The following is a 21,254-nucleotide window of genomic DNA, read 5'->3' as shown; positions in this document are numbered from 1 at the left end:
TCACACAGGAAACTAACGGCACTTCGGTCAGATCTTTTCTTATCTTCGCCTTCGCAACAACCGCCCCCGGAAGGTGCCGACTCGACCGTTCGCTGGCTGCTGCCCGGGGGTCCCCTCCGAAAGGACCGCCCCCATGAAGTTGTCCCGAAGTCGCCTTGCGATCGCAGCACTTGCCCTGGTCACCGGCACCGCCGGATTGATCGGGACCACCGCCTCCACGCCAAAGGCCGAGGCCGCTCCGGCAGCCACCACTGCGGCCGCGGCCTTGCCGGCCGGCTTCAAGAGCGTCGGTTACATGCCCTCCTGGTCGGGCAGCGTGACCGCGATCCAGTACAGCAAGCTCACCCACATCAACTACGCCTTCGCGCTGCCGAACTCCAACGGCACCCTGCAGGCGATCGACAACACGGCGAAGCTGTCCCAGCTGGTCAGCCTCGGTCACCAGAACGGCGTCAAGGTCTCTCTGGCCATCGGTGGCTGGAACGACGGCAACGACTCCGCGTTCGAGGCGCTGGCGGGCAACTCAGGTGCCCGCACCACCTTCGTCAACTCGGTGATGAGCGTCATCAACCAGTACGGCCTGGACGGCATCGACATCGACTGGGAGTACCCGGACCCAGGTGCCTCCGGCAACAACTACGCCGCGCTGATGCAGCAACTGAGCACCACACTGCACAACAACGGCAAGATCCTCACCGCCGCGGTCGTCTCCGAGGGCGGTACGGCGGACGGCGTCCAGCCCGTCGTCTTCGGGTACGTCGACTGGCTGAACATCATGGCGTACGACGGCGGCAGCCCGCACGCCAACTACGACTGGTCGATCGCCTCGGCGAACTTCTGGAAGAACCGCGGTCTGCCGAAGGCCAAGACCGTGCTCGGCGTTCCGTTCTACAGCCGGCCGACCTACGTGGCTTACAAGGACATCGTCGCGGCGAACCCCAACAACGCGAACGTGGACTGCTACAACAACGGCGGTCAGCAGTGCTACAACGGCGTACCGACCATCAAGCGTAAGACGCAGTGGGCGGTCGCGAACGCCGGCGGCATCATGAACTGGGAGCTGTCCCAGGACGCCACCGGCAGCGCCTCGCTGGTCAGCGCGATCTTCGACGCCGCCGGTGGCACCACCCCGCCGCCGACCGGCAGCACCGGTCAGATCAAGGGCATCGCCGGCAAGTGCGTCGACGTCGCCGGTAACAACAGCGCGAACGGCACCGCCGTACAACTCTGGACCTGTGGCAGTGGCACCGGCCAGATCTGGACGGTCGGCTCCGACGGCACGATCCGTGCCCTCGGCAAGTGCCTCGACGTCGCCGCGGCCGGCACCGCCAACGGCACCGTCACCCAGCTCTACGACTGCAACGGCACCGGCGCCCAGTCCTGGCAAGCCCAGAGCAACGGCAACCTCCGCAACCCGAACTCCGGCCGCTGCCTCGACGCCACCGGCCCCAGCTCAGCCGACGGCACCCGCCTACAGATCTGGGACTGCGCCCCCAGCAGCAACCAGATCTGGACCCTCCCCGCCTGATCCCGCTCGGCCCGGGGACCACGTCAAGTGCGTCCCCGGGCAGTTCCCGGCAAGGGTCATCGGCGCCAGCCACTTTGTGCACCCACCAACCACGTCACACCCGTCGAAACGGTTGAACCGTGCTCAAGGTCGGCCGGGGGTGGCTAGCGTCCGAAGAATCGCCGACCACGTGCTCCGATCGTTCGGACGTTGCGGCGATCGGTACCCGCCACCAGCAGGACCTCGTCCGGGCGAACCCTGAGAAGGGACCCTGAGGGGCGGCTGACGGATGTCATGGGCGGGTGGTGACGACTGGTCGAGGGGGTGAACGGCCAGTGCCAGCAAGCTTTGGGTATGACGACAACGACTGCGGTCAGCCTGATGGGCGTGACCAAGAAGTATGGGGCGGTGCAGGCTGTCGCTGGGGTGGATCTGAGCATCCGGGCCGGTGAGGTCGTCGCGCTGCTGGGGCCGAACGGGGCCGGCAAGTCGACGACGATCGAGATGCTGCTCGGGCTGGTCCGGCCGGACCAGGGCAGCGTGCAGGTGTACGGCGGAACGCCGTCGGAGGCGATCGCCCAGGGGCAGGTCGGGGTGATGTTGCAGAGCGGCGGGATCATCGAGGACGCCAAGGTCGGTGAACTGCTGAACCTCGTGGCCGGCCTGCACAGCAAGCCGATGCCGGTGAAGGAAGCGCTCGACCGGGCCGGGATCGCCGACCTGTACGACCGCAAGATGAAGGGGCTGTCCGGCGGCCAGAAGCAGCGGGTGCGGTTCGCGATGGCGATCATCCCGCAGCCCGATCTGATCGTGCTGGACGAGCCGACGACCGGGATGGACGTCGAGTCCCGCCGCGACTTCTGGGCGTCGATGCACGCCGAGACGGCCCGCGGCCGCACGGTCCTGTTCGCGACCCATTACCTCGAAGAGGCCGACGCCTACGCCGACCGCGTCGTACTGATGCGCAACGGGAAGATCGTTGCCGACGGCACCGCTGCGCAGATCAAGGCGAGTGTCTCCGGCCGGACCATCCGGGCCACCGTGCCTGGTGCCGACCTGGCCGCATTGGCTTCCCTGCCTGGTGTTCGCAACGTCGAGACCCGCGGAGACGTCGTACTGCTGCAGTGCGCGGACTCCGACGACACCCTGCGCTACCTGCTGAACAACACCAACGCCCACGACATCGAAGTCACCGCCGCCGATCTCGAGGACGCCGTCCTCGCCATCAGCGCGGCCCAGGAAGAGAGCCTGGCATGAACCGCAACTACCTGATGTTCGACATCCGCCGGACGCTGCGCAACCGGCGCGTGATGATCTTCGCGATCCTGATGCCGCTGGTGCTGTTCGCGATCTTCGGCCTGACGATTCCGAAGGACGCGGCCGAGGGCGGGATCTCCGCGATCGCCTACGTGATGGTCAGTATGGCGATGTTCGGCTCGATGTCGGCCGCGATGAGCAGCGGCGGCGTGATCGCGGCCGAACGCGACGGCGGCTGGAACCGAACCCTCCGGCTCACCCCGCTGAAGCCCCAGGCCTATGTGGTCAACAAGGTGATCCTGTCGCTGCTGGTGGCGGTTCCCCCGCTCATCGTCGTCTTCCTCTTCGGTATGACGGTCGGCCACGTGCATCTGAGCGCTACTCAGTGGATCACTGTCGCACTCGTCTCCTGGCTCGGTGCCCTGCCGTTCGCCGCGATCGGGCTCGTCATCGGGTACGTCGCCAAGCCGGACAGCGTGCAGCCGATCACCGGACTCGCGACGATGCTGATCGCCGCCTTCGGCGGACTGTGGCTGCCGGTCGACCAGATGCCCTCGATCATGAAACACATCGCCCAGCTCACTCCGGCGTACTGGACTGGGCTGACTTCGCGCAGCGCACTGACTGCAGGTGGGGTGGACACCCAGGCCCTGCTCGTCGTGCTCGGCTGGACCGTCGTCCTCGGCTTCATTGCCCTGCGTCGCTACCGCGCCGACACCGCGCGAGCCTGATCGCCTACCGTGAGCTTCATGACGCGAACCCTGCCGGCCACGATGGCCGCCGAAGATCGGCCACCGGGCCGGTGGGGCTGGCTCGCGGTCGGGGTCTGGCTGTTCTATCTCGTCCAGCCGCTGACCGAGATCTGGCAGACCCAGCACGGCATCACCCGGGTCCTCGGCCTGCTGAACCTGCTCGCCTTCGGCCTCGCCTACATCAGCTTCTTCGGTGTCCTGCGCTGGCAGGAGTTCCGGCAGAACGCTTCCCCGTTGTGGCAGCGGCTGGGATATCTGGCCTTCATGCTCGGGCTGGCGCTACTGCTGACCATGACGGCCGGCCAGACCGCACTCACCTGCATGGTCTACATCGCGGCGACCGCTCTGCTCACGCTGGACATACGCGCCGGGGTGCTCATCGTCCTGCTGCTCCTCGGCGGCGTCGAGCTGGCGATGCGAGTGGTCCCGGGCTGGTCGGACGACGGCAGCTACGGCTTCGCGATCTTCCTCGCCGGCATCGCCGTCCTCGCGATGCGCCGGGCGATGCAGCGCAGCTCGGAGCTGACCCGGGCCCGGCAGGACATGGCCGAGCTCGCCGTCCAGGAGGAGCGGAACCGGTTCGCCCGCGATCTGCACGACATCCTGGGCCACTCGCTGACCGTGATCACGGTCAAGGCCGAGCTGGCCGGCCGACTGATCCAGGTCAACCCCGAGAAGGCCGCCGCCGAGGTCGCCGACGTCGAGAGCCTCGCCCGCGCCGCACTCGGTGATGTCCGAGCAGCGGTCGCCGGCTATCGCGAGCTCAGCCTGGCTGGTGAGCTCGTCTCGGCCCGCACCGCCCTCCAGGCCGCCGAGATCAAACCCGACCTGCCGACCACGATGGACGAGGTCCCTGAGGAGAACCGCGAGCTCTTCGCCTGGGTGATCCGCGAGGGCGTCACCAACGTGATCCGGCACTCCGGCGCCAAGCGCTGCACGATCAAACTCGCCGCCCGGCAGATCGAGGTCCTCGACGACGGCAAGGGCCCGACGCCGAACGGCTCCACCTCCGGCCACGGCCTGATGGGCCTGCGCGAGCGAGCAGACCAAGCCGGCGCCGGCCTCCAGGTCGGCCAGTCCCCCGACGGCGGTTTCCGCCTTGCTGTAAAGGTTGGCACGTGAACGAGCGCAGCGAGAGAACCGAAAGTACAGCGGCCCCTTGTCACGACGTAGCCGAGCGCAGCGAGGTGGAGGCGTGACCATTCGTTTGTTGCTCGCTGATGATCAGGCACTCGTCCGTGGTGCGCTCGCCGCGCTACTGGATCTCGAGCCTGACCTCGAGGTGGTGTCCGAGGTCGGCCGGGGTGACGAGGTGATCGCGGCCGCCAAAGCCAGTACGCCGGACGTCGCGCTGCTGGACGTGGAGATGCCCGGGATCGATGGCATCGAGGCCGCGGCCGCGTTGCGCACCGCCGTACCGGGGGTTCGGATCCTGATGGTGACCACGTTCGGCCGGCCGGGTTATCTGCGGCGCGCGATGGAGGCCGGGGCCGCTGGGTTCGTCGTGAAGGACACTCCGGCTGCTCAGTTGGCTGACGCCGTGCGGCGTGTGCACCAAGGACTGCGCGTGGTCGACCCCTCGCTCGCCGCGGAGACCCTGGTGGCCGGGACGAGCCCGTTGACCGGCCGCGAGTCCGACGTACTGCGGGCGGCCCGCGAAGGCGGCACCGTCGCGGACATCGCCAAGGAACTGCACCTGTCGGAGGGGACGGTTCGCAACCACCTCTCCGCCGCGATCGGCAAGACCGGTGCGCGCACCCGCGCCGAGGCCGCCCGGATCGCCCTCGACAACGGCTGGCTCTGATGCGACTGCTGAATGTGATCGACCTCGAAGCGACCTGCTGGGAAGGCGAACCGCCGCCCGGCATGGACAACGAGATCATCGAGATCGGCCTGGCCACGATCGACATCGACAGCTGGCAACGCGCGGAGAAGCACCAGATCCTGGTCCGCCCCGAGCGTTCCGAGATCAGCGCGTTCTGTACCGAGCTCACCGGTCTGACCACTGCGACAGTCAGCGCTGGGGTCACCTTTGCTGAAGCCTGCGCACTACTGACCAGCCAGTACGGCGCTGCCGAGCGTGTGTGGATGAGTTGGGGCGACTACGACCGCAAGCAGTTCGAGCGTCAGTGCGCGGCGACCGGTGTCGCCTATCCCTTCGGGCCGACCCACGTGAACGCGAAGGCCCGCTTCGCCGACATTCGCGGGCTGAAGCGGCGGCCGGGGATGTCTCAAGCACTGAAATTGGCCGGTCTGCCGCTTGAGGGACGGCATCATTCGGGGACGGACGACGCGTGGAACATCGCCGCGCTCATCGTCCAACTCTCGGCGGAAAGCTTCCCCGAGGTGTGAGCACGCACTAGCGTGGGCCTTCGGGGAGGAATCATGTCGATCGAGCGGTTCAGTGTGCGGGGGCGGTTGGCGGATACCGGTGAGGGGATCACCGGTGACGAGCTGCAACTGGCGGCGCGCAACCATGGCATTCCGTTGGAGGCCCTGCGGTACGACGTGACGCCGGCCGGCCTCCACTACGTGCTGGTCCATTACGACATTCCGGCCGGTAGCGCGGCGACCTGGCGGCTGGAGGTCGATGGGTGCGTCGAGCAACCGATGTCGTTCGGACTGACCGAACTGCGCGCGATGGGACGCCGTACCGTCCGGGTGACGTTGGAGTGCGCCGGCAACGGCCGGGCGTCGTTGCACCCGCGGCCTATCAGCCAGCCTTGGCTGAACGAGGCGGTCGGTACGGCGGAATGGACCGGCGTGCTGTTGTCCGACCTGCTGCACAACGCGGGGGTCCGGAAGGACGCGGTCGATGTCGTCTTCACCGGCGCGGACCACGGGATCGAGCGCGGGGTCGAGCAGGACTATCAGCGGGGACTGTCGCTCGGCGAAGCGATGGAGTCGGGTGCGATCGTCGCCTGGGAGATGAACGGCGATCCGCTGCCGCCGCAACACGGGTACCCGCTGCGCCTCGTCGTACCGGGCTGGTACGGGATGGCCAGCGTCAAGTGGTTGCGGTCGATCGAGCTGATCGACCACGAGTTCGACGGCTTCCAGAACGCGGTGGCCTACCGGATGCGCCAGGAGGCTGACGAACTCGGGACCGCGATCACCAAGATCGCACCGCGGGCACTGCTGATCCCGCCGGGCTTTCCGGACTTCATGAGCCGGCACCGATTCGTTGCCGCAGGCACCGTTGTGCTCGAGGGCAAGGCCTGGTCGGGCTGGGCGCCGATCGAACGCGTCGAGGTCAGTACCGACGCCGGCGTCACCTGGCACCCCGCCAAACTCGATGCCGCTGGCAACGATGAACTCGCCTGGCGTTCCTTCACCTACGACTGGGACGCGGCGCCCGGCGAGCACGTGATCACCGTCCGCGCGGTCGACGGCAGTGGCCGTGAGCAACCAGTTGAAGCGCCCTGGAACCGCGGCGGTTTCGCGAACAACAGCGCCCAACGGATCACTGTCTTCGTTACCTGACCGCGTGTCGTTGGGGGATTCCGCCGTACCGGCGTCACATCCTGGAATTCGGACACAGTTCTCCTCCAGGGGTGACGCGGTGAACGAGTCGGATACGCAACTGCACCTGCACGCACGGATCTTCCGGACGGCGGACGAGTGGTACGCCGACATCGACGACGGACTGTTCCCGCAGCCCGACAACCCGCTGTGGTGCGGCTCCTACGTCAGCCAGCGGGCCGCCATCGACGCCGCCTGCAGCCGGATCGCCGCCATGCACCGGCGCGAATCTGCCGCCCGGGACGACCAGGCCTCCTGAACCGCACCCGCAGAACTTCCGCCTGAATGCTATTGCAACACCTCTTTCGAAAGAGTACTTTCGATGCGTGGACGAGACGAGGCAACGCAAGATCAGTGACGCCCGGACGCTGCGGGCCGTCGCGCATCCGGTGCGGATCGCGATCCTGGAGCAGGTGACCATCAACGGCGCGATGACGGCGACCCAGCTCGGTGACCGCCTCGACGAGTCCCCGGCGAACTGTTCGTGGCACCTACGCAAGCTCGCGGAGTACGGGTTCGTGGAGGAGGCGCCGGGTGGTGTCGGCCGGCAGCGGCCATGGCAGGCGACCCACCTCGGGATGAGCTGGGGCGATGAGGAGGGCGGCCCGCTGGAGACGGACTTCCAGCTGGCCGGGCGCGCGCTGACCGAGGTACTGGTGACGCGGGAGGTCGACCGGCTGCTCGAGAGCCAGCTCCGTATCTCCGACGAGCCGGCCGAGTGGCGCAGCGCCGCGACGTCCACGCAATCGATGATGTGGCTGACCGCCGACGAGCTCGAGGTAGCGAACGCCGTTGTCCGCGAGGCACTGATGAAGCATTTCGACCGGCACCAGGATCCGGCGCTCCGCCCGCCCGGGTCGCGCTTGTGTGCCTTCATGTCCTGGGGCGTCCCGACCTACGGCATCGCCGATCCGACGCCGTCACCTGAGTGAGGTTTTCCGATGCGCGCAATGTTCTCGCAGCCCGCCTTCCGGCGGTTGTTCGCCGGGATGACCACGTCGATGTTCGGCGACTCGGTCATGCTGCTCGTGCTGAGCATGTGGGTGAAGAGCCTGACCGGCTCGAACGCCAAGGCCGGCCTGACGTTCTTCTGGATGGTGGTGCCGGCCCTGGTCGCACCCCTCTTCGGCCTGTACGTCGATCGGCTGCCGCCGCGCCGCGTTCTGGCTTGGGGCAGTCTCGCCTCGGCGATCGCCGTCCTCCCGCTCACGCTGGTCCGCGACGCGGGTGACGTGTGGATCGTCTGGGGCGTCGCGTTCCTCTACGGCATCTCGATGATCATCCTGCCGGCCGCGCTGAACGGGCTGCTCAAGGAGATCGTCAGCGACGCGCAACTGGTCACGGCGAACTCGTCACTGCAGACCGTTAAGGAGGGCTTCCGGCTGATCGGCCCGATCATCGGTGCCGGCCTGTTCGCCCTGGTCGGCGGCTGGGCCGTCGCTCTCGTCGACGCCGCGACCTTCCTGGCGGCCGCGATCATCATCGGGACGATGACGCTCCCCGATCGCAAGCCCGAGCGCTCCGAAGGCAACTGGCTGACCGAGATGAGCGGCGGTATCAAACACCTGTGGTCCGACCGCATCCTGCGGCACACCCTGGTCGGCCTCGGTCTGCTCCTGCTCGTCCTCGGCTTCACCGAGGCCTCGATCTACGCGATCGTCGACGTCTTCGACAAGCCGGTCGAGTTCGTCAGCGTGATCGTCACCATCCAAGGCGTCGGCGCCATCGCCGGCGGTCTGACCGCGACCTGGTGGGTCCGCCGCCTCGGCGAGGTCGGCACCTTCGCCGTCGGTGCCCTCGCCATGGCCGCCTCGATCGCCGTCATCGCCGCCACCGAGAGCCTGCCGGTCCTGCTCTTCGACTTCCCCTTGCTCGGCTACTCGATCCCCTTGATCATCATCGCCTTCATGACGCTCATCCAGCGCCGCACGCCGCTGCGCCTGATGGGCAGGGTCTCCACCGCCTCCGAGGTCGTCATGGGCAGCCCCCAAGCCATCAGCCTGGCGCTGGGCGCCACCCTCGTCTCGTTGATCAGCTATCACGTCATCTTCATGATCATGGCGATCGTCATCACCAGCTCGGTCCTCTACCTGGCCGTCACCCTGCGCGGCCAGGTCATCCGCCCGGTCCCCGCAGTGGTGGACGAGGCTCACTCCGGGGTGTTGTGAGTCGTACCGCCGATACGGAACGGCGTTGCGTAACCGGCGTACATGAGATGGGTCATCAGTCCCTCGGAGGCGTGCGGGAGGTTGTGGCAGTGATCCATCCAGATACCCGGGTTGTCGGCGACGAAGGCGATCTCGTAGGTCTCGTTGTTGCCGACCTCGACGGTGTCCGTCCACCAAGGTGAGCCTGTCGACGCGACGCCGTTGCGGCTCAGGACAACCGCGTGATGGCCGTGCAGGTGCATCGGATGTGCTTGCCCGCTGGTGTTGCTGATGGTCATCCGGACAATGTCACCCTCGGCAACCATGTACATCGGGACGTCGGGAAACTTGTGCCCGTTGATCGTCCACCACAGACCCGGTATGCCGTCCAGGAAGCCGATCCGCCGGCCGATCCGGTACTCGAACCGCCGGTCCGCCTTGGCCGGGTCGAACCCGATCGCCTTCGGGGTGCCGTAGGTCAGCAGGTCGACGGTCTCGGCCGGCAGCTCGGCGGTCGGCGGATCAACCGGTCCGATGCCGAGCGAGAGCGCCGTCGTACCGGCGACGAACCTGAGGCCTGCTGGTGGCACGACCGCCTCGAGGTCGACGCGTCCGCCTGCTGCGAGTGCGTAGGCCTTGGTGGTCGGCGTCGGACCGTTCACCTCGCGCCCGTCGACCGCCAGCACCTTGTACGGCGTCCCGGTGAGGCCGATGCGGAGGATCGCGTTGTCGGTGTTGATCACGCGCAGGCGCGCCGTCGTACCGGCAGTAAGTTCGTGGCGCTGACTCCCGGTAAGTCCGTTGATCGTCCGCTTGCCGTCGTACGTGTGGATCGTGGCCAGCACCTCACCTGGAGTCTTCGGCGCGATCACGATCGGCCCGAACAGCCCGCCCTTCACCTGATCGCTCGAGACCTGATGCGAGTGGTACCAATACGTCCCGGCGTCCTCCGCCCGGAAGCGATAGACGTGCTGCCCACCCACCGGTACGGCGTCCTGGGTCACTCCCGCGACGCCGTCCTCGGCATTCGGTACGTCGATCCCGTGCCAGTGCAGGGTTGCACCGTCCGGGACCGACTCGTTGATCAACGTCACCTGGACGAGATCACCGCTCTCGGCTCGGATCAGTGGTCCCGGCGAGCTCCCGTTCAGCGTGTACCCGGCCAGACCCTTCTTCTCCTTGCGGGCAACGAGTGTGACGGCCACATCCGGCGTACCGGTCTTCGGTCCGGTCAGATCCGCGATGCTCATCTCGTGGTGCATGTGCTCGTGCCCGCCGGCCGGACCGCCGCCGTAGTCGGCGTACCCCATGTCTGCTGCGTTGTAGGTGCCCGGGACGAGGCTGGTCGCCCAGAGATACCCCAACGGCACCAACACCGCCATGAGGATCCCCAGGGCGACCAACCGCCCGCGTCTCTTACGCACTGGTCGCGAACTGGCGCGGCGCAGCGGCCCGTCCAGCAGCAGTGCCGCCCAGCGCACCGATCGCCAGCCCGTTCAGACCGTGCAGCACACCCAACGCCGGCAACCCGAACGACACCGTCGCCAGCACGAACTGCAGCGCCACCAAACCGACGATGACTCCAGCCAGCACTCGACCACGCGGCACATCGGTCAGGAACGAGACCACCAGCAGAATCAGGGCCAGCAGGCCGATCACCATCCCCTCCACGCTGTGGAAGCTCTGCCCGAAGTTGGTGTAGTCGGCGCCGATCGCCGCGCCGTCGTTCGCATCCTTGGCCACGGTGAACCCGGACAGCGCGATCGACGCCACCTGCAGCCCGACCGCGATCGACATCAGGATCGCGGTCACCCGATAGACGTTCCTCATGCCGTCCGCCGCTTGCGGTAGATGACTACCCCGGCCATGATCGCCGCGATCAGCAACACCGGCGGATGCGGGTGCCCGCCACCCCACGCGTGCGGATGCGAATGTCCACCATCCACGGCACACGCAACCGACGCCAGCACCGCGACAATCCCCAGCGCCACCAGCAGCGGCCGCGGAAGCTTCCCGAACGGCGAACCTACCGGCCGGGCCTTGCGTGGCGCCTCGGCCTGCTCCTCGAACGGCAGGTCGGTGAAGACCGCACCCAACTCACTCTTCGTCTTGGCCCGCAGCGCCGCCTCGACTCGCTCCGAGTGCTCGTCTGCCGTCAGCCGGCCGGACTCGTAGTGCTCACCCAGCCGCCGGACCGCCTCCTCGCGCTCGGCGTCCCCAATCCGCATGTCGTCCATGACACTCCTCGGTGCTCGCAGTTCTTCGACTGCACCGATCGTGTCGCGACCACCCCCTGCACCGCGTCGCCCAGGCGGCGGCACCTCACCTACCCCCGCAGGCGCACCCCACCCCGTACGACGCAGGGCGCCGTACTCCCCGTGGAGTACGGCGCCCCTGGGTGAACCCCCAACGTCCGAAGGATCGGAGGGCCCGTCTCCGGATCTTCGGACGTTACGACGACCCCTGCACTAACGTCCGAAGGACCGGAGGGCCCGTCTCCGGATCTTCGGACGTTACGACGACCCCTGCACTAACGTCCGAAGGACCGGAGGGCCCGTCTCCGGACGTTCGGACGTTAGCGAGAGAGGGTTAGGCGCTGGCGGCGAGGATTTTGTTGACGTCGTCGTTCGCCTTGGCGAGTGACGACGGTGGGGAGTCGAAGGACAGCACGGAGTCCATCGCCGGGGTCATGATGGCGCTGACGTCGGCCGCGTTCGGGTTGGCCGGGTACGGGAAGACGTCACCTGCCTCGACGGTCTCGAGGAACGGCGTGACGTCCCACCCGTTGGCCGCGAACTTCTCCTTGGCCGCCGGCAGGCTCGCCGACACCGCCGGGAACACCACGCCGGCCTTGGCGACGATGTCCTGCGCGGTCTGCGACCCCAGGAACTTCACCCAGGCCCAGGACGCCTCGCGCCGGGTGGTCCCGGCCCAGATGGTGTCCGCGAGCCCGTTCATCATCGACATCCGCTTGCCGATCGGGCCGATCGGAAGCCGGGCCAGCTTGGTCTTCACGCCCTTCAGCGTCTGATAGGTACCGAGCATCCACGACCCGTTCGGGGTCATCCCGTACTTCCCCGCACCGAACGAGGTCGTCACGTCGACGCCGGACTTCGCCTGCGCGTACGTCGGCATGTACCCCTTGGTGATGAGGCCGCGCCACCACCCGATCGTGTCGGTGAACTTCGGGTCGCCGTAGAAGAACTTGGTTCCCCACGGTTCACCCTCGGAGTACTTCCACCCGTTCGAGGCGGCGTACCAGCTCCAACTCGTCTGACCGTCGGACCCGCCGGCATCGCCGTACCCGAGTCCGAAGACCTTGATGTTGTTCTTGTCGAAGCCGGGCTGGTCACCGCGGCGGCCCTTGGAGTCGACGGTGAGCCGCCGGACGATCTGCTCGAAGGTGCCGCCGTCCTGCGGGTTCCACGTCATCGAGTTGAGCTGCTCGGGGGTGATCCCGGCCGCCTCGGTGAACGCGCTGTTGTAGAAGTAGACCTCGGAGTCGAAGTCCTTCGGCAGTCCGTAACGCTTGCCGTCGGCACCGATCCAGCGATCCGCCAGACCCTTCTGATAGATGCTCAGATCAACGGCGTCCTTGGTGACGAACTCGTCGATCGCGAGCACCTGCCCCTTGTCCGCGAACAGCGGGTACTTCGCGGAGTGCGAGGTGAACACGTCCGGTGCGGTCTCGGAGATGAAGCCGGTCACGAGTTTGGACCAGTAGTCGTTCCAGCCGTACTGCTCGATCGTGACCGTGTACTGCGGGTTCTGTTCGTGGAAGACCTTCGCGGCCTCGGTGTACATCGGCAACTGGGCGGAGTCCCAGAGCCAGTAGATGACCTCGCCCGGTCCGCGGGCCGCCGCGCCGTTGTTGCAGGCGGCAAGCGACGGTACGGCGAGCGCCGCGAGCCCGGCCTTGAGCAAGGTCCTGCGGGATACGTTCATCATTTGATCCCCGAGAAGCCGATGGAGTTGGTGATCCGCTTGGCGAAGGCCAGGAACAGGATGATCATCGGCAGCGCCGCGATCAGCGTGGCTGCCATCAGACCGGCCCAGTCGGGTCCGCCTTGGGGGGTCTGCGAGCGGAAGACGCCGAGGGCGACGGTGAGCACGCGGACGTTCTCCTGCTGACCGACGAGCAGCGGCCAGAAGTAGTCGTTCCAGGAGTTGATGTAGGTCAGGATCGCCAGGGTGGTGATCGGCGCGGCGCTCATCGGGATGATCATTCCGAAGAAGATCCGCCGGTGCCCGGCACCGTCGATCATCGCCGCCTCCTCCAGTTCGCGGCTGATGCCGAGGAAGAACTGGCGCAGGAAGAAGATCGCGAACGGCGTCATGAACGCCCCCGGCAGGATGATGCCGGCGAAGCTGTTCAGCAGGCCGAGGTTCTTGATCAGCACGAAGTTCGGCAGCGTGGTGAAGATCGGCGGCACCATCAGCGCGGCCAGGAAGACCGCGAACACCTTGTCCCGGCCGGGCCAGCGCAGCCGGGCGAACGCGTACGCCGCCATCGCGCTGAAGAAGACCTGGCAGACCGTGGTGATCGTTGCCACCACCAACGAGTTGCGCAGGTACAGCCAGAAGTTGACCGAGGCGCCGGAACCGCCCTGGGCCTGGGCCTCCTCGATCGTCGACAACCCGAGCACGCGCTTGAAGGCACCGAGCGTGGTCTCCACCGGCAGCAGCGAATTCGGGTGCGCGGCCAACTGCGTGTTGTTGGAGAGCGCCGTACGGAGCATCCAGTAGAAGGGGAACAACGTCAGGATCAGCAGGATGATCAGGAACGCCCAAGCAAGGATCCGGCCGAGGTTCAGAGGGCGTCTCGAATTCGACACCAGGCTCATGCGAGATCACTCTCCTTGGCGCGGAGCAGCCGCAACTGCAGCAGCGAGACGACCGCCAGGATCGCGAACAGCACCATCGCCATCGCGGACGCGTAGCCGAAGTCGAACCGGGTAAAGGCCCGCTCGAAGATGTAGTAGTAGATGACCCGCGTGGAGTTGATCGGGCCACCCTGAGTCGTGACCGCCACAGTGTCGAAGATCTGGAACGAGCCGATCATGGTGACCACCAGGACCATCACCAGAACGGGACGCAGCAGCGGCAGTGTGATCCGCCAGAACGTCTTCATCTCGCCGGCGCCGTCTACCTCCGCCGCCTCATAGACGTACGACGGGATCGTCTGCAGGCCCGCGAACACCAGGAGCGCGGTGTAGCCCATGTGCCGCCAGACGTTGATCCCGGCCACCGTCGGGATCGCCCAGTTGGAGTCGCCGAAGAAGGCGACCGGATCGACGCCGATCCAGGTCAGGCCCTGGTTCACGATGCCGACCTGGAAGTCGAGCATCCAGTACCAGACCAGGGCGACCACGACGTTCGCGACCAGGTAGGGCAGCAGGATCGCGGCCCGGACGGTGATCGACTTGGTCAGCCGGTACATCACCATCGCGATACCGATGGCAAGGACCGTCTGGACCCCGATGTTGATCACGACGTACTCGACAGTGACGCCGAGCGCGTTCCAGAAGAAGCTGTCGTGGATCATCCGGTCGTAGTTGTCGAGGCCGTTGAACTTCGGTGCCTCGAGCAAGCTGTATTCGGTGAAGCTCAGGTAGGCGCCGCGCAGGGTGGGCCAGATGTAGAAGACCACGAACCCGAGCGTCGCCGGGAGGAGGAAGATCATCGCGACCTTGAGGTCTCCCAGCCGTCGGCGCTTCCTCTGCGCCGGCGGCTGCTCCCCGTGACTTCGCTGATCCGGTGGTGCGTTCGTTACGGCAGTCACAGGGGGATCTCCTTTGATAGATCGACTGCGGGGTCAGTCGATCGCGGTCACGTCCAGCAAGAGGGCGTTCTCGGGCCACTGCGCCGGGAGCAGGACGCCGGCCGCGGCGAGCGCGGCACCGTTCAGCTCGACGGGCTCGGTCCACGTGAGCTGCCAGCGCGATGCGGGGCCGGGCGTCGCGATCCGGCTGACGCGGTAGGTGCGCTGCGGGTCGAGGCCCGGCAGCCGGACCCGGCCGACGGCCGAGGTGACGGATTGCGTCAACTGGACAGCGGCGTACACGGCACGGGAGCTGTCCTGGGCAACCACCCCGTGCAGCAGGAAGTCGTCCGGACCACGGTCGGCGCGAACCACCCGGCCAGTGTGCAGCAGCGGCCGCAGTTCCTTGTGCAGCGCCACCCATCCGGCGAGTTCGGTGCGCTCCTCCTCGGAGGCGAGCGTGATGTCCCACTCGATGCCGAAGTGACCGAACAGCGCGGTGATCGCGCGGAACGAGAGCGCCTGGGTGCGGCCGGTGGTGTGTGCCTTCGGCGGGCCGACGTGGGATCCGATCAGCTCCGGCGGCAGCAGCAGTTGCGTGTACCGCTGGATGGTCTGGCGCTCGAGCGCGTCGTTGCTGTCGCTGCCCCAGACCCGGTCGGTGCGCTCCAGGATGCCGAGGTCGACGCGGGCGCCACCGGACGAGCACGACTCGATCTCCAGGCCGGGGTGGCGGCGCTTCAGTTCGTCGATCAGCCGGTAGACGGCCAGCGTCTGCTCGTGAATGCCCGCCGTACCGGTCAGTTGGTTGCCGCCGTCAACGAAGTCGCGGTTGTGGTCCCACTTCAGGTACGCGATGTCGTACTCGGTCAGGATGCTGTCGAGCCGCTCGAGGATGTACTCGTAAGCAGCCGGTACGCCGAGGTTCAGGCCCTGCTGGTGACGAGCGGTCGGCGGGAAACGGTGGCCGGTGGCAAGGATCCAGTCCGGGTGCTCGCGGGCCAGATCCGAGTCGGGGTTGACCATCTCCGGCTCGACCCACAGACCGAACTGCAGACCGAGACCGCGGACGTGGTCGACCAGCGGGTGCAGACCCTTCGGCCAGATGCCTTCGTCGACGTACCAGTCACCAAGGCCGGCGTGGTCGTCGCGGCGGCCGCGGAACCAGCCGTCATCCAGCACGAACCGCTCGGCACCGACCTCGGCGGCCGCGTTCGCGAGGCTCTTCAGCTTGTCCAGGTCGAGGTCGAAGTAGACGGCCTCCCAGGTGTTCATCACGACCGGCCGGTCGGTCTGCGGGTGGTGCTCGCGGGACCGCAGGTACTCGTGGAAGCGAGTCGAGGTCTGGTCGAGACCGACGCCGTACGTGCCGTAGAGCCAGGGGGTGCTGTAGGTGCCCTGCGGGGCCACCCGACCTTCGCCCGGGAGGAGGAGCTCGCCGCCGCCGATGACGGCGTACCCGCTCATGCCGCGCTCGGCGTACGAGCGGTGGTTGCCGCTCCAGGCGGTGTGCACGCCCCAGATCTCGCCGTCTTGGAAGTTGAAGCCCGGCGTACCCGCGAGGAGCAGCAGGGTCGCGTCGGCACCAGTGCGCCCACGGCGGTTGTCGCGGATGTGCGCGCCCTGCGTGAACGCGTGCCGCTGCGGGTGCCGCTCACCGATGTGCCGACCGGTCAGGTCGAGCAGCTCGGTCGCCTCGGTCGGCACCGGCAGCGCCAGGGTCAAGCCGTCGACCGTGTACGTCGTCGCACCGGTGTTGGTCAGATCCGCCTTCGCGCGCACCAGCCCGGAGTCGGTCAGCTCGATGGTCAGGCGAATCGTCAGCCCGGCTTCAGTATCAGCTGCATCGACAACCACCGAGTTGTCGGCCTGCGCGACGTCGACGATCCGGAAGTTCGCCGAGAAGTCCTGTCCGTCACGGTGCCCATTGAGCCCCGGCAGCCCGAACCAGCCGGCCGAGTACTCCGGCACGATCGCCACCGGCTGGTTCTCGTCCAGGCCGTTTCCGTCCTGGACCGCCCCCGCCCCACGCCGCAGCTCCAGCAGAGCGCGCTCACCCAGCTCGCCGAGATCCGCACCCCAATGCAGCACGGAAGGCAACGCCGGTCCCGAGCAGTCCAGCACCAAACTGACCCCAGCAGCCCGCAGCTGCAGCACCTCGATGTTCGACACTGTTGATTCACTCAGCTTTCTGATTGATTTCAGGACGGAACTATTTACCTCGCCAGCTCTGTTGTCAATGCTTCACGAAGTTAAGTAAGTACCCTACGGCTCCGCTCGGGTCCCTACAACGCTGCAATCACCGGGAAAGCCGGACCCGGATCAACAGATCGTTCAGCTCCGGCTCCGCAGCAGCGCTCTCGGGCAACCGGCTCGCCGCCTCGGCCGCGTCCAGCGCCGCCTGAAGACGCTCGACATCAGCGGTCAATATCTCGACCGACGGACCCTCCAAGGCGCCGTGCTCAGCCTCCGCCTTCGCCGCCATCAACTCCGGCAGGTACGACGGCGCCTCGTCGAGCAACTCCCGAAGATCCGCCTGTACGACGCCGGTGCGCATGATCGCGCAGCTCGGCAAAGTCGAGCTCCCGCATGTCACGCGTCATTGATGCTCCTCCTCCGGACGGACCGCAGCCAATCGTCCACCCGGGCGACGTCCGGTGTCGCCGGCAATACCGTCCGACCGAGTGCGTCGTCCAGCTCGGCATGCAGGCTGAGGCGCCACTTCTCCACCTCATCCCAGGGCAGCTCCCCACGCTTCACCGCAAGCAGGCGCTCCCGGTAGGGGCCGACGTCAACGATCAACCGGGCCTCGAGCAACAGAGAGCGGGCCGACAGCAACAAGCGGATCAGATGCATGACGTGCTTCCACTTCGGCGCACCATCACGCCGGAAGTCCGCCTCCAGCTTCTTGAACTGGCTCAGCACATAACCGGAGTACGTCTGATAGGCGAGCTGCGACAGGAACGCCTCTCGGAGGTCGACGAGCTCTTGGCCGAGTGCAGTCTGCTGGACGACCAGCGGTGAGTGCAGGACCTCGAGCAGGTTCGGGTTCGCCTTCAGCGCGAGCTCACAGAACCGCTCGACCTCCCACGAGAACCACTCCGGCTCCGGCCCGTCCACATGCGCCGGCGGCTTCGCCAGCGACCAGAACGACTCCGTCGGCGCGACGTAAACCCCGCGAGTGTCGGTATCCGACGCATCCGTGTCGAGCCCGAACGCCCGCGACCCCACCACGACCGCATAGATCGTGTGTTCCCGCACCAACAGATCGCCATCCGGCTGAGTCAGCTCAAGCGCCTCATCCTGGTACGCCGTCCGCAGGCTCAACTGGTCCCGCCGAGCGACCGTCTCCCGGCCATCCACCAACCGGACCGCATACCGCCCGTCCCCGGTGATCCCGGCAACCCGCCCGGTCGCCCCACGCTGCGCCGTACCGCCCTGGTCATCCGGCCCGGCAACTCGCAGCACCACCTGAGTCCCCACCGGCAACTGCGGCCCCTCAACTGACATGCCGCCATCCTCCCCCACCGCAGGGCGCCGTACAGAAGGACTGTGAGTACGTCACCCCCACCAACCACCGCCAGGCTCAACAATCCGCTCCCAACGACGGCGCACCACTCCCTCTACCAGTTCGTCGGTACACCACGGCCTATTGACAGATTTTCCTGTCAAGTGACAGATTTGGGCTCATGCTGGTCGAGGAGCCGGAGAAGGCGCGGGTGGCGTTGTCGCCGATCCGCCGGCAGTTGCTGGAACTGCTGCGCGAGCCCTCGTCGGCGACTCAGTTGGCCGCGGCGCTCGAGTTGCCGCGCCAGCGGGTGGGCTACCACTTGCGTGAACTGGAGAAGGCCGGGCTGGTGGAGCTGGTCGAGGAGCGGCAGCGACGCGGGTTCACCGAGCGGATCTTCCGCGCCGCGACCCTGGTGATCGACCCCGCCGTGATGGGTCAGGCGTTCACCGGGATCCAGGACCAGTACGCCGCCGAGCATCTGATCGAGGTCGCCGCCGGCACTGTTCGGGATGTGGCGCGGATGCAGAGTGCGGCCGACGGCAAGCGACTGCTCACGTTCACGCTCGAGGCTGAGGTGCGGTTCGCTGAGCCGGGCGATGTGCACCGCTTCACCGATGCACTGACCGAGGCCGTTCGCCAGGTGGTCGAGCAGTTCGATGCCGAGGGCGGACGGCCCTATCGCCTGGTCGCCGGCGGCCACCCGGCACCCCGTCGTACCGAAGGAGAGTCATGACTGTGCACATTGCCACGGGCGCTCCCTCCGTTCCTCAGTCCAGAAAGGGGGCCTCGTGACCAGGATCGTGGTGACCGTGGCGGCACCGGTGGAAGCCGTGTGGAACGCGCTGCGGGACAAGGAGAAGATCCGGCACTGGCACGGCTGGGAGTACGCCGGGCCGCAGGGCGGTCTCGAGGAGGAGATCGACCAGATCTACTTCACCGAGGTCGCCGAGGACGGGACGACGCTGACGCTGGGGAACGGTGACGAGTTCGTCGTCGAGCCGGTCGAGGGCGGCAGCCGGATCACGTTGACCCGGGCGCCGTTCGGCACGAACCCCGAGTGGGACGCGTACTACGACGACGTCACCGACGGGTGGATCACCTTCCTGCACCAACTGCAGTTCGCGATCGAACACCACCCGGGCGAACCGCGCCGTACCTTGTTCTACTCGGGTACCGGCACCACGAACCCGATCACCGAGCTCGGCATCCCGGCCGACGAACTCGACCTCCCGGACGGGCACGTCAAGGCTTCCGTGCTCTACACCTCCGAACACCAGGTCGGCGTCGTAGTAGATGCCTGGGGCAACGGTCTCCTGGTGCTCAGCCACCTCCCGCCCGGCGACCGGAAGCCCGAGGGCGCGACGATGGCCGTCCTTTCCCTGTACGGCGACACCGACCGCGACGAGGTCGATGCGCACTGGCGCACGTGGTGGTCGGAGCGCTACCCGCAGGAGCTCGATCTCTTCGCCTGACACGATGCTGACAGTTTGCAAAGATGTCAGCACTCTGGGTCTGTTCTTCACCGGTTACCTGTGAGTACATAGGGGTCCCTCCAGCAAGAGAGGTCCCCCGGTGAAGACTCCGCCCCGTTCACTCCGGCTCGCCCTGATCCTTGCGCTCTCCATGACCGGGCTCTGCCTGGTCGCCGCCCCCGCTCAAGCCGACGGCCCCGGCACCGGCACCCCGTACGTCGTCACCCTCGGCGACTCCTACATCTCGGGCGAGGCCGGCCGCTGGGCCGGCAGCTCGAACGACTCCGAGACACCGGCCGACGCACTCGGCGCGCATGCCTACCACGACAACGCGAGCGGTACCGCGGAAGCGATCCCGAAGTGTCACCGCAGCCGCTCGGCCGAGGCGTTCATCGGTGGCGGCGTCGGCGGCCTCAACCTCTCGTGTTCCGGCGCGCGCACCACGACCGGTACCGGCGACGACTTCAAGCCAGGTATCGACTTCTACGACGACGGCGCCGGCAAGCTCGGCCAGGCGAAGGCGCTGCAGCAGTTCGCCGCCAGCCACAACGTTCGGCAGGTCGCCGTCTCCATCGGCGGCAACGACTTCAACTTCGCCGGGATCGTCACGCAGTGCGTGCAGGACTTCCTGCTGTCGCCGTCATGGAACCCGGACTACTGCCGGGACGACTCGTCGGTCGTCGCGAACTTCACCGCCGCGAACGTGACCGCCGTCCGCGGCAAGATCGCGACCGCGCTGCAGAACGTCCGGACCGCGATGCGCAATGCCGGGTACGGCGATACCGCGTGGACGCTCGTCGTACAGACCTATCCCTCACCGATCCCGAACGCGAGCGGCTTCCGCTACGGCCAAACCGGCTTCACGCGACAGAGCGTCGGCGGCTGCGGCTTCTGGAACGCCGACGCCGACTGGGCCAACAGCACCGCGCTGGTCACCATCAACAACACCGTCCGCGCCGCCATCACCCAGTCCGGCATCGCGAACACGCGCCTGCTGGAACTCCAGTCCGCGTTCAACGGCCGGCGCCTCTGCGAGAAGACGGTCGGCCTGTACGAAGAAGTCGGCCTCTCCTCCTGGACACAAGCCACGGCCGTCGACAAAACCGAGTGGGTCAACCAGATCCGCACGGTCACCACGGTCGGCTCGAATTACTTCATCCAGGAATCCCTGCACCCCAACTACTGGGCCCAGCTCGCTCTCCGCTCCTGCCTGCGCCAGACCTACACCGCCGACCGCGGCGGCACCTGCACGATCGCGGGCACCGGCCTCGCGAACGGCGAACCCCGCATGACACTCGGTTAATTTCAGACTGCACAGTCTCGGT

General features: G+C 67.1%; 22 protein-coding genes. 13 read left to right on the top strand and 9 right to left on the bottom strand.

All coding sequences use genetic code 11. From position 1 onward, the window contains the following. Positions 1-133: 133 nt before the first annotated feature. From ACFVWG_RS30115 to ACFVWG_RS30070, 10 genes are all read left to right on the top strand, one after another. Complete coding sequence (locus ACFVWG_RS30115; RefSeq protein WP_391546811.1) at positions 134-1,528, top strand: glycosyl hydrolase family 18 protein; 1,395 nt, start codon at positions 134-136, stop codon at positions 1,526-1,528. 333 nt (positions 1,529-1,861) lie between these two features. Next, positions 1,862-2,764, top strand: a complete 903-nt coding sequence (locus tag ACFVWG_RS30110; RefSeq protein WP_391546810.1) for an ABC transporter ATP-binding protein — start codon at positions 1,862-1,864, stop codon at positions 2,762-2,764. Further along, positions 2,761-3,495, top strand: coding sequence for an ABC transporter permease (locus tag ACFVWG_RS30105; protein ID WP_391546809.1), 735 nt, complete (start codon positions 2,761-2,763; stop codon positions 3,493-3,495). Before ACFVWG_RS30110 ends, ACFVWG_RS30105 begins: the two co-directional genes overlap by 4 nt. Positions 3,496-3,513: 18 nt before the next feature. Beyond that, the gene (locus ACFVWG_RS30100; protein WP_391546808.1) at positions 3,514-4,638 is read left to right on the top strand and encodes a sensor histidine kinase; all 1,125 of its coding nucleotides are present in this window, start codon (positions 3,514-3,516) and stop codon (positions 4,636-4,638) included. Between the two features lie 73 nt (positions 4,639-4,711). Further along, positions 4,712-5,320 carry a response regulator transcription factor gene (locus ACFVWG_RS30095; protein ID WP_391546807.1) on the top strand — a complete coding sequence of 203 codons (609 nt, stop codon included), beginning with the start codon at positions 4,712-4,714 and terminating at the stop codon, positions 5,318-5,320. Next, positions 5,320-5,868 (top strand): exonuclease domain-containing protein, encoded by a 549-nt coding sequence (locus ACFVWG_RS30090; protein ID WP_391546806.1) that lies wholly within the window; start codon positions 5,320-5,322, stop codon positions 5,866-5,868. The genes ACFVWG_RS30095 and ACFVWG_RS30090 overlap by 1 nt, the downstream gene beginning before the upstream one ends. 33 nt (positions 5,869-5,901) lie before the next feature. Continuing rightward, positions 5,902-6,999 carry a sulfite oxidase gene (locus ACFVWG_RS30085; protein ID WP_391546805.1) on the top strand — a complete coding sequence of 366 codons (1,098 nt, stop codon included), beginning with the start codon at positions 5,902-5,904 and terminating at the stop codon, positions 6,997-6,999. A 79-nt stretch (positions 7,000-7,078) separates the two neighbouring features. After that, complete coding sequence (locus ACFVWG_RS30080) at positions 7,079-7,297, top strand: hypothetical protein (protein ID WP_391546803.1); 219 nt, start codon at positions 7,079-7,081, stop codon at positions 7,295-7,297. A gap of 67 nt (positions 7,298-7,364) precedes the next feature. Then, positions 7,365-7,970 carry a winged helix-turn-helix domain-containing protein gene (locus ACFVWG_RS30075; protein ID WP_391546802.1) on the top strand — a complete coding sequence of 202 codons (606 nt, stop codon included), beginning with the start codon at positions 7,365-7,367 and terminating at the stop codon, positions 7,968-7,970. A 9-nt stretch (positions 7,971-7,979) separates the two neighbouring features. Next, positions 7,980-9,206: an MFS transporter gene (locus tag ACFVWG_RS30070; protein WP_391546801.1), complete on the top strand. Its 1,227-nt coding sequence runs from the start codon at positions 7,980-7,982 to the stop codon at positions 9,204-9,206. On the opposite strand, the gene ACFVWG_RS30065 is transcribed toward ACFVWG_RS30070, so the two are convergent. The 9 genes from ACFVWG_RS30065 to ACFVWG_RS30025 all read right to left on the bottom strand — a co-directional run bounded on the left by ACFVWG_RS30065 (position 9,188) and on the right by ACFVWG_RS30025 (position 18,456). Next, a complete protein-coding gene (locus ACFVWG_RS30065) occupies positions 9,188-10,567 on the bottom strand; it encodes a multicopper oxidase family protein (protein WP_391546800.1) in 1,380 nt (459 codons plus the stop codon). The genes ACFVWG_RS30070 and ACFVWG_RS30065 overlap by 19 nt on opposite strands. 34 nt (positions 10,568-10,601) lie before the next feature. After that, complete coding sequence (locus tag ACFVWG_RS30060; RefSeq protein WP_391546799.1) at positions 10,602-11,015, bottom strand: DUF6220 domain-containing protein; 414 nt, start codon at positions 11,013-11,015, stop codon at positions 10,602-10,604. Then, positions 11,012-11,422 (bottom strand): DUF1707 domain-containing protein, encoded by a 411-nt coding sequence (locus ACFVWG_RS30055; protein ID WP_391546798.1) that lies wholly within the window; start codon positions 11,420-11,422, stop codon positions 11,012-11,014. Before ACFVWG_RS30055 ends, ACFVWG_RS30060 begins: the two co-directional genes overlap by 4 nt. Before the next feature lie 352 nt (positions 11,423-11,774). Beyond that, on the bottom strand, positions 11,775-13,130 hold the full coding sequence (locus ACFVWG_RS30050) for an ABC transporter substrate-binding protein (RefSeq protein WP_391546797.1): 1,356 nt from the start codon (positions 13,128-13,130) through the stop codon (positions 11,775-11,777). Continuing rightward, positions 13,130-14,029, bottom strand: a complete 900-nt coding sequence (locus tag ACFVWG_RS30045; protein WP_391546796.1) for a carbohydrate ABC transporter permease — start codon at positions 14,027-14,029, stop codon at positions 13,130-13,132. The genes ACFVWG_RS30050 and ACFVWG_RS30045 overlap by 1 nt, the downstream gene beginning before the upstream one ends. After that, on the bottom strand, positions 14,026-14,967 hold the full coding sequence (locus tag ACFVWG_RS30040; RefSeq protein WP_391546795.1) for a carbohydrate ABC transporter permease: 942 nt from the start codon (positions 14,965-14,967) through the stop codon (positions 14,026-14,028). Before ACFVWG_RS30040 ends, ACFVWG_RS30045 begins: the two co-directional genes overlap by 4 nt. Positions 14,968-15,000: 33 nt before the next feature. Next, a complete protein-coding gene (locus tag ACFVWG_RS30035; protein ID WP_391546794.1) occupies positions 15,001-17,118 on the bottom strand; it encodes an alpha-galactosidase in 2,118 nt (705 codons plus the stop codon). Positions 17,119-17,245: 127 nt separating this feature from the next. After that, positions 17,246-17,503 (bottom strand): hypothetical protein, encoded by a 258-nt coding sequence (locus ACFVWG_RS30030; RefSeq protein WP_391546793.1) that lies wholly within the window; start codon positions 17,501-17,503, stop codon positions 17,246-17,248. A gap of 35 nt (positions 17,504-17,538) precedes the next feature. Beyond that, on the bottom strand, positions 17,539-18,456 hold the full coding sequence (locus ACFVWG_RS30025; RefSeq protein ID WP_391546792.1) for a DNA polymerase beta superfamily protein: 918 nt from the start codon (positions 18,454-18,456) through the stop codon (positions 17,539-17,541). 179 nt (positions 18,457-18,635) lie between these two features. On the opposite strand from ACFVWG_RS30025, the gene ACFVWG_RS30020 reads away from it, so the two are divergent. The 3 genes from ACFVWG_RS30020 to ACFVWG_RS30010 all read left to right on the top strand — a co-directional run bounded on the left by ACFVWG_RS30020 (position 18,636) and on the right by ACFVWG_RS30010 (position 21,232). Then, positions 18,636-19,190 carry an ArsR/SmtB family transcription factor gene (locus ACFVWG_RS30020; RefSeq protein ID WP_391546791.1) on the top strand — a complete coding sequence of 185 codons (555 nt, stop codon included), beginning with the start codon at positions 18,636-18,638 and terminating at the stop codon, positions 19,188-19,190. A gap of 55 nt (positions 19,191-19,245) precedes the next feature. Beyond that, positions 19,246-19,929, top strand: coding sequence for a hypothetical protein (locus tag ACFVWG_RS30015; RefSeq protein ID WP_391546790.1), 684 nt, complete (start codon positions 19,246-19,248; stop codon positions 19,927-19,929). Between the two features lie 100 nt (positions 19,930-20,029). Beyond that, complete coding sequence (locus tag ACFVWG_RS30010) at positions 20,030-21,232, top strand: hypothetical protein (RefSeq protein ID WP_391546789.1); 1,203 nt, start codon at positions 20,030-20,032, stop codon at positions 21,230-21,232. Positions 21,233-21,254: the final 22 nt, after the last annotated feature.

Source organism: Kribbella sp. NPDC058245, from assembly GCF_042882005.1.
Classification (GTDB): domain Bacteria; phylum Actinomycetota; class Actinomycetes; order Propionibacteriales; family Kribbellaceae; genus Kribbella.
The sequence above is the reverse complement of the archived record's forward strand: the minus strand, read 5'-3'. Positions and strand labels throughout refer to the sequence as shown.